This is a genomic window from Variovorax sp. MPBD4-3, from assembly GCF_058809745.1.
This window is the reverse complement of sequence record NZ_JBXASW010000055.1, coordinates 33689-40797: the sequence shown is the minus strand read 5'-3', so window position 1 is coordinate 40797 and position 7109 is coordinate 33689. Positions and strand designations below refer to the sequence as shown.

Genomic DNA, 7109 nt, shown 5'->3' with positions numbered 1-7109 from the left:
GGGGTGGGAGAACTCATCGCCGAATTGTCTTTCAGGCCGCTTTCCGGGCGCCTGGCGCCGGGGGAAGTCGGGGCGATGGCCGACAAGACAAGTGCCGCCGTGCTGCCTATGCTGTGGTCGCTTACACAACCCAGGAGATAAAGCTCATGACCAAATATGGCACCTTTTTGCGCGCAGCCCTCATTACCGGCGTGGCCAGTGCCGCGCTGGTCGGCTGCGGAATGATGTCGAAGTCGAACGTCGCGAGCTTCAGCGGCGCGATGAATGCGGCCAGCGAAGTCCCGCCCAACATGACGCGCGGCAGCGGCATGGCAGAGGCCTGGCTCGACCGCGACACCAACGTGCTCAAGTACAAGATCACCTACACCGGCCTGAGCGGCCCCGCCACCATGGCGCACTTCCACGGCCCAGCCGCCGCGGGTGCCAATGCCGGCGTGGTGCTGCCCTTTGCCAATCCGGCGAGCCCGATCGAAGGCCAGGCCACGCTCACTCCGGCCCAGGCCGCCGATCTGAGTGCTGGCAAGTGGTACGCCAACGTGCACACCGCTGCCAACCCCGGCGGCGAGATTCGCGGGCAGATGCTGCCGAAGATGTGATTCCGCCAGGGGCAAGACCCCTGGTCAGGTTGGTGTCGCGGAGCTGGGGTCAAATGAACGCATGACGACGACACCACCCAAGAAAAAAACCCGTGGCGCCTCCTTTCAGTCCTCTCAGTCCTCCCAGCCCCTGAACCCTTTTGCTTCGCGCCGCGAAGACATGCGCACCGCCCGCAAGGCGCTGGTGCTGCAGGGTGGGGGCGCACTCGGCGCCTACCAGGCCGGTGTATTCGCCGCGCTCAGCGAGACCGAACTCGAGCCGCACTGGATCGCCGGCGTTTCCATCGGCGCCATCAACGCGGCGCTGATCGCAGGCAATGCCCCGGAAAAGCGTGTCGACCGGCTGCGCGAGTTCTGGCACCTCGTGTCTTCCGGAGCTTCGCAGCGCCTGCCTTCGTGGCTGGGCGACCGGGCGGCTCAGAACCAGTACAGCGCCACCATGGCTTCGCTGGTGGGCATTCCGGGTTTCTTCGAGCCGCGCTACTCGCCAGCCCTGCTGATGGGCGGGGCGGCGCCGCTGCTGAGCTACTACGACACCTCGCCGCTCAAGTCCACGCTGGAGCGCCTCGTCGACTTCGACCGCATCAATGCCTGCGAGGCGCGTTTCAGCGTGGGCGCCGTCAACGTGCGCACCGGCAACTCGGTGTACTTCGACAACACGCGCCAGTCCATCGGGCCCGAGCACATCATGGCCAGCGGCGCATTGCCGCCCGGCTTCGCGCCGGTGAGCATCGACGGCGACGACTACTGGGACGGCGGCATCGTGTCGAACACGCCGCTGCAGTACGTGCTGGACCTGCATCCGCGCACCGAGCCGCTGGTGGTGCTGCAGGTCGACCTGTTCAACGCGCGCGGTGAAATGCCCCGCACCATGGCCGGCGTGCTGGAGCGCCAGAAGGACATCACCTACTCGAGCCGCACCCGCATGAACACGGACGCGCTGGCGGCCAACATGAACCTGCAGCAGGCCATTGCCGACCTCATCACCAAGCTGCCCGCCAGCCTGCGCAACGACCCGAGCGTGCTGGCGGTGCAGTCGCAGCTGACGCACGAGCCGATCGACATCTTCCATCTGATCTACCGCGACAAGCCCTACGAGCTCGAATCGAAAGACTACGAGTTCTCGCGCGCCGCCGTCGAAGAGCACTGGGAGTCCGGCGTGCGCGACATGCGCAGCACGCTCGCGCACCCCGAACTGCTGCGCGCCGACGCCACCGTCAACGGCGTGACCACTTTCGACCTCGGCGAGCATGGCTCTGGGCGCGTGAAGCGGCCCGGTCTCGCACGCTGAACCGCGTATCCGGAGAGTTCAGCCTCGACTAAGAAACCAGCGCCAGACTGGGCCCGTCACTTCAACAGGAGGAAATGTTCGTGAACATTGAAGACGTGCGACGAACGGCATTCGCGATGCCGCTGACGAGCCCCGCCTTTCCGCCCGGACCCTATCGCTTCGTACGGCGTGAATTTCTCATCGTCACCTACCGCACCGACATGGACGCCTTGCGTGCCGTGGTGCCGGAGCCGCTGGAGGTGGTCGAGCCGCTGGTCAAGTACGAATTCATCCGCATGCCCGACTCCACCGGTTTCGGCGACTACACCGAATCGGGCCAGGTCATTCCGGTGCAGCTGCGCACCGCCAAGGGCGTGGAGAAGGGCGCGTACGTGCACGCCATGTACCTCGACGACCATCCGCCCATTGCTGGCGGCCGCGAGCTCTGGGGCTTTCCCAAGAAGCTCGCTTCGCCGGTGCTCGACTACGAGACCGACGTGGTCGTCGGCACGCTCGACTACGGCAAGGTGCGCGTGGCCAAGGCCACCATGGGCTTCAAGCACCGCGCGCTCGACCCGGAGCCCATCCTCGCGGGCATCGCGCAGCCCAACTTCCTGCTCAAGATCATTCCGCATGTGGACGGCACGGCGCGCATCTGCGAGCTGGTGCGCTACCACATGGTCGACGTGACGCTGCACGGTGCCTGGGGCGGCCCCGCCTCGCTCGAACTGCATCCGCATGCGCTGGCGCCGGTGGCCGACCTGCCGGTGTTGAAGGTCGAGTCGGCCGTGCACTACATCGCCGACATGACGCTCGCGCTGGGCACGGTCGAGCATGATTACCTCGCCTGATTTCCGCACTCATCTTCCAACCCAACTCTCTCAAGGAACACGCACCATGCAACTCAAGGACAAGGTCGCCTACATCACCGGCTCGGCCAGCGGCATCGGCAAGGAAATCGCCATCTTGTTCGCCCAGGAAGGCGCGAAGATCATCATTGCCGACCTCAACAAGGAGGCTGCCGACGCTACCGCGGCCGAGCTCAAGGCCTCCGGTGCGCAGGCCATCGGCGTGGCGGTCGACGTGACCAACGAAGACCAGGTGAACGCCTCGGTGGAAGAGGGCGCGAACGCCTTCGGCGGCATCGACATCCTCATCAGCAATGCCGGCATCCAGATCGTGCACCCGGTGGAAGAGTTCAGCTTTGCCGACTGGAAGAAGATGCTGGCCATCCACCTGGACGGCGCGTTCCTCACCACCAAGGCCTGCCTGAAGCACATGTACGCGCAAGGCCGTGGTGGCAGCGTGATCTACATGGGCTCGGTGCACTCGAAGGAAGCTTCGCTGCTGAAGGCGCCTTACGTCACCGCCAAGCACGGCCTCATCGGCCTGGCCAAGACGGTCGCCAAGGAAGGTGCCAAGCACGGTGTGCGCGCCAACGTGATCTGCCCGGGCTTCGTGCGCACGCCGCTGGTCGAGAAGCAGATTCCCGAACAGGCCAAGACGCTGGGCATCAGCGAAGAGGAAGTCGTCAAGAACGTGATGCTCAAGGAAACGGTCGATGGCGAATTCACGACCACGGAAGACGTGGCGCGCGTGGCGCTGCTGTTCGCGGGGTTCCCGACGAATGCGCTGACGGGGCAGTCTCTCGTCGTGAGCCACGGCTGGTTCATGCAGTGAGTTTCTCCCTCCCCCGGCGGGGGAAGGAGCAAGACCAACCAACTACAGCTTCAGCTCCCAGGTCTCGCCCACCAGCGGCGAGCCATAGCCCTCGTGCGGCTCCGACTGCGTGAGCTGGAAGCCGCGCCTGGCGTAGATGCCGCGTGCAGCCGCCAGGCAGCTGTTGGTCCACAGCACCATCTTCTTGTAGCCCTTGAGCCGCGCGAAGGCGATGCACTCGTCGACCAGCTTGCCGCCGAGCCCGAGGCCGCGCGCACCGGGCGTCAGGATCAGCATGCGCAGTTGCGCCACCGTGGCCGACTTGCGCACCACGAAGATCGCGCCCACGCGCTCGCCGTTGAGTTCGGCGATCCAGCAGCGCTCCCATTCGGGTTGGAACTTCAGCAGGAACTCGCTCGCGATGCCGGCCACGAGCGCCTCGAACTTGCTGTTCCAGCCGTATTCGCGCGCGTAGATCTCGCCGTGCTGCTGCACCACCCAGCCGATATCGCCGGGCGCTGGGTCGCGAAGGATGGCTGCCTGGGGCTTGGGCGGCGAAGCATCGGGGTCGAGCAGGGACTGCATCGTGCCCATGGCCTGAACCAATTGCTGGCGCTGCGACGGCTCGAGCGACTCGAGCAGCGCGGCGGCTTCCTCGCGCGACTTCTGTTGCAACGGCGCAAATGCGGCGTGGCCGGCTTCGGTCAGGTGCAGCACGCTCTGGCGCGCATCGCGCGGATGGGGCTCCCGGGTCAGCCAGCCTTCGGATTCGAAGCGGCGCAGGATGCGGCTCATGTAGCCCGCATCGAGCCCGAGGTCGCGCCCGATCTCGCTGGCGACCGCGGTTTCGCGGTGGGCCAGCTCGTACAGCACGCGCACGTCGGTCAGCGACATGGGGCTGCCGAGGTACGGATCGAGTGCGCCGATGCGGCGCGTATAGAAGCGGTTGAACTGCCGGATCGCCTTGACGGCGGCGGGATCGACGGGAGTTGAAGTCGTGGACATGCTTGCCATTGTCATTTGATTGATTGACTTTGGCAACCAATCGAAGTCCTGCCGACGGCATGGTCACAGGATGTTTAGAGCGACAGGGGAGGTGGAAAACCCTAAAATCGAGGGTTGCCCACAACGGCGCGCCCACGGCGCCGACTGCCCCCACCGATGAACGCCCCCGTCGACGTCTCCTTTTTCGCGCGCGCCGCCAAGCCGCTTACCAGCTACCGCAAGTACTGGGCGGCCCGTTTCGGCACGGCCAAGTTTCTGCCGACCTCGCGCAAGGAAATGGAAGCGCTCGGCTGGGACAGCTGCGACATCATCGTGGTCACGGGCGACGCCTATGTCGACCACCCCAGCTTCGGCATGTCGGTGATCGGCCGCATGCTCGAGGCGCAGGGTTTCCGCGTGGGCATCATCGCGCAGCCCGACTGGCAGAGCGCCGAGCCCTTCAAGGTGCTGGGCAAGCCGAACCTGTTCTTCGGCGTGACCGCCGGCAACATGGATTCGATGATCAACCGCTACACGGCCGATCGCAAGATCCGCAGCGACGACGCCTACACCCCCGGCGACGTCGGCGGCTCGCGCCCCGACCGCGCGGCCATCGTGTATTCGCAGCGCTGCAAGGAAGCCTGGAACGACGTGCCGATCATCCTCGGCGGCATCGAAGGCAGCCTGCGCCGCATTGCCCACTACGACTACTGGTCGGACAAGGTGCGCCGCTCCATCGTGGTCGACGCCAAGTGCGACCTGCTGCTGTACGGCAACGCCGAGCGCGCCATCGTCGAGATCGCGCACCGCCTGGCCGCCAAGGAGCCGGTGCAGCAGATCACCGACGTGCGCGGCACCGCCTTCGTGCGGCGCGAAACCCCCGACGGCTGGTTCGAGATCAACTCCACCAGCGTGGATGAACCAGGCCGCGTCGAGGCGCACGTCAATCCGTATCTGATGGTGTCCGACCAGGCCAAGGCCAACGGCGCCACCTGCGCCAAGGAAGACGAGGCGCAGGCCGTCGCCAAGGCCGCGGAAGCCGCCGGCCCGGCAGGCGCCTCGGTGGTCAACCCCGCCATCAAGCCGCTGAACTTCGTGCCGAACCCCGCGCTGCAGCCGCGCGGCAAGATCAGCGTGCCGCCGCGCGACCGTTCCGTGATCCGCCTGCCGGCTTACGAGCAGGTGCGCAGCGACCCGGTGCTCTACGCGCACGCCAACCGCGTGCTGCATCTGGAGACCAACCCCGGCAATGCCCGCGCGCTGGTGCAGGCGCACGGCGAAGGCGCCACGGCGCGCGACGTGTGGATCAACCCGCCGCCCATTCCGCTCACCACGGCCGAGATGGACTACGTGTTCGACCTGCCGTACGCCCGCAGCCCCCATCCGCGCTACGCCGACGAGAACGGCAGCCATGACGGCGCCACCAAGATCCCCGCGTGGGAAATGATCCGCTTCAGCGTGAACATCATGCGCGGCTGCTTCGGCGGCTGCACCTTCTGCTCGATCACCGAGCACGAGGGCCGCATCATCCAGAGCCGCTCCGAAGACTCGATCATCAAGGAGGTCGAGGCCATCCGCGATTCGGTCAAGGGCTTCACCGGCACCATCTCCGACCTCGGCGGCCCCACGGCCAACATGTACCGCATCGGCTGCAAGTCGCCCGAAATCGAATCGGCCTGCCGCAAGCCGAGCTGCGTGTACCCGGGCATCTGCCCGAACCTCAACACCAACCACGACCCGCTGATCAAGATCTACCGCCGGGCGCGTGCGTTGAAGGGCATCAAGAAGATCCTCATCGGCTCGGGCCTGCGCTACGACCTGGCTGTGCAGTCGCCCGAGTACGTGAAGGAACTGGTCCAGCACCACGTGGGCGGCTACCTGAAGATCGCGCCCGAGCACACCGAGCAGGGCCCGCTCACCAAGATGATGAAGCCCGGCATCGGCAGCTACGACAAGTTCAAGCAGATGTTCGAGAAATACTCGGCCGAGGCGGGCAAGAAGCAGTACCTCATTCCGTACTTCATTGCCGCGCATCCGGGCACCAGCGACGAGGACATGATGAACCTCGCCATCTGGCTCAAGAAGAACGGCTTTCGCGCCGACCAGGTGCAGACCTTCTACCCGTCGCCCATGGCCACCGCGACGACGATGTACCACACCAACAAGAACCCGCTGCGCAAGATCACGCGCGAGAGCGAGACGGTGGACATCGTGCGTGGCGACAAGCGCCGCCGCCTGCACAAGGCCTTCCTGCGCTACCACGACGCCAACAACTGGCCGCTGCTGCGCGAGGCGCTCAAAAGCATGGGCCGTGCCGACCTGATCGGCAACGGCAAGCACCACCTCATTCCGACCTGGCAGCCGCTGACCGACGGCGGATACACGAGCGCGCGGCGCAAGAATTCGACCGCGGCGCCGGCCACCGCCAAGGCCGCACCGGTCAAGCTGGCACCGGTGAAGCCCTCGAAGGGCCGCATCCTCACGCAGCACACCGGCCTGCCGCCGCGCGACAACGGCTCGGGTTCGAGCCCGCGCAAGCCATCGGGTGGTCCGGTGCGCGGCAACATCCGCAAGCCGCGCTGAGCCGCGCGAGCCGCATC

Annotated in this window: 6 protein-coding genes; 5 read left to right on the top strand and 1 reads right to left on the bottom strand. The window is 66.1% G+C overall.

All coding sequences use genetic code 11. From position 1 onward, the window contains the following. Nucleotides 1-146: 146 nt before the first annotated feature. The 4 genes from AC1RVW_RS24660 to AC1RVW_RS24645 all read left to right on the top strand — a co-directional run bounded on the left by AC1RVW_RS24660 (nucleotide 147) and on the right by AC1RVW_RS24645 (nucleotide 3546). Nucleotides 147-596, top strand: a complete 450-nt coding sequence (locus AC1RVW_RS24660; RefSeq protein ID WP_081269127.1) for a CHRD domain-containing protein — start codon at nucleotides 147-149, stop codon at nucleotides 594-596. Between the two features lie 160 nt (nucleotides 597-756). Further along, nucleotides 757-1887, top strand: coding sequence for a patatin-like phospholipase family protein (locus AC1RVW_RS24655; protein WP_106934252.1), 1131 nt, complete (start codon nucleotides 757-759; stop codon nucleotides 1885-1887). A gap of 80 nt (nucleotides 1888-1967) precedes the next feature. Further along, on the top strand, nucleotides 1968-2717 hold the full coding sequence (locus tag AC1RVW_RS24650; protein WP_493203155.1) for an acetoacetate decarboxylase: 750 nt from the start codon (nucleotides 1968-1970) through the stop codon (nucleotides 2715-2717). Between the two features lie 46 nt (nucleotides 2718-2763). Continuing rightward, the gene (locus tag AC1RVW_RS24645) at nucleotides 2764-3546 is read left to right on the top strand and encodes a 3-hydroxybutyrate dehydrogenase (RefSeq protein ID WP_493203153.1); all 783 of its coding nucleotides are present in this window, start codon (nucleotides 2764-2766) and stop codon (nucleotides 3544-3546) included. A gap of 42 nt (nucleotides 3547-3588) precedes the next feature. Here AC1RVW_RS24645 and AC1RVW_RS24640 read toward each other — a convergent pair whose 3' ends face one another. Next, nucleotides 3589-4539: a bifunctional helix-turn-helix transcriptional regulator/GNAT family N-acetyltransferase gene (locus tag AC1RVW_RS24640; protein WP_493203151.1), complete on the bottom strand. Its 951-nt coding sequence runs from the start codon at nucleotides 4537-4539 to the stop codon at nucleotides 3589-3591. A gap of 147 nt (nucleotides 4540-4686) precedes the next feature. Between AC1RVW_RS24640 and AC1RVW_RS24635 the strand changes: the two genes are divergently transcribed. Next, nucleotides 4687-7092, top strand: a complete 2406-nt coding sequence (locus AC1RVW_RS24635) for a YgiQ family radical SAM protein (RefSeq protein ID WP_493203149.1) — start codon at nucleotides 4687-4689, stop codon at nucleotides 7090-7092. The last annotated feature ends 17 nt before the right edge of the window (nucleotides 7093-7109 follow it).